Consider the following 1,194-nt stretch of genomic DNA (forward strand, 5'->3'; position numbering starts at 1 on the left):
GAGACTGTCAAGAAGTTTGTGTAAATAATCTCTCTCGTTGATTGACTTTTTTATTTATCTTTTAATCAAAATAGGATTCTAGGGTGTCTCGAACTTGCCCAAATCCTTTATGAATCCTGTTAAAGTAACGGTCATTGTAATCCATTGCCTGAACTCCAATAAAGGTGTCAAGCGACTGCTCAGTTGGAAATTCTGTTTTAGGCTTGGTTTTCCGCTTAAGCCTGTTGTTAAAGGATTCAATCATGTTAGTTGAGTAAATTGAAGCTCTAATAGCTGGCGGATAGTTGTAAAAGGTTAACAGATCTGGCTCAACCTGTCTAAGATCTCTAACTACGTTTTTGTAGGCTTTTTCCCAGTTTTGATAGAATTCATGCAGCACCTGTACAGCCATTTCTTTGTTTGACTGAGTATGAATCTGCTTGAATTCATCCAGTGCTTTTTGTCGATCGTCAACCCGCATTTTGGCACTGATATTACGCATGACGTGTACCAAGCAGCGTTGAAAATGCGCTTTAGGATAGGACTGGCAGATAGCCTCTTTCATGCCAACTACTCCGTCAGACAAGAAGAGCTCTACCTGTTCAAGGCCGCGACTCTTGAAGCCTTTGAGCATTTCGCTCCAAATCTCAATATTTTCAGTAGGCGCAATACAGTAGTCGATCACTTCTTTATGACCATTAGGTTTGATACCGATGGCGATATAAACTGCTTCGCGCTCATAAGTGACTCGCTTAAGAGGAATATAGGTGGCATCGAGATAAACGCAGAAGAACTTATCTGACAGATGTCGCTGATGATATGCCTCAACTTTGGGAATCATTTCTTTAGAAATATTGGAAACCATAGCTGGAGAATAATAGCCGCCATACATTTTCTCAATCAAATCAGCGATTTCTCGGGTTGTGACGCCCTTGGAATAGAGCTTGATAACAGTTTGCTCTAAAACATCAGTATGCCTTTTATAATCTGGCATAGTGTGTTGATGAAACTCACCGTTTCTGTCTCTAGGAACTTTGATTTCTATTTGTCCGAATTGCGTATCAACCTTGCGGTAATAAGCACCATTTCTAGAATTTCCGGTATTCCAGCCATCGCGCTCATAAGGATTGTAGCCTAAAAAGGCAGTCAATTCGGATTCAAGCAGGTCATTGACAGCCTGTTGGAGCTTTTGTCTAAATAAATCATTAATTTTAT

Annotated in this window: 1 protein-coding gene; it reads right to left on the reverse strand. The window is 40.2% G+C overall.

Annotated features, from left to right (window positions below):
• Nucleotides 1–61: 61 nt before the first annotated feature.
• Nucleotides 62–1,189 (reverse strand): IS256 family transposase, encoded by a 1,128-nt coding sequence (locus tag CP363_RS10470; RefSeq protein WP_233187172.1) that lies wholly within the window; start codon nucleotides 1,187–1,189, stop codon nucleotides 62–64.
• Nucleotides 1,190–1,194 lie beyond the last annotated feature (5 nt).

It is taken from the genome of Lactobacillus sp. UMNPBX12, from assembly GCF_002553955.1.
Classification (GTDB): Bacteria; Bacillota; Bacilli; order Lactobacillales; family Lactobacillaceae; genus Lactobacillus; species Lactobacillus crispatus.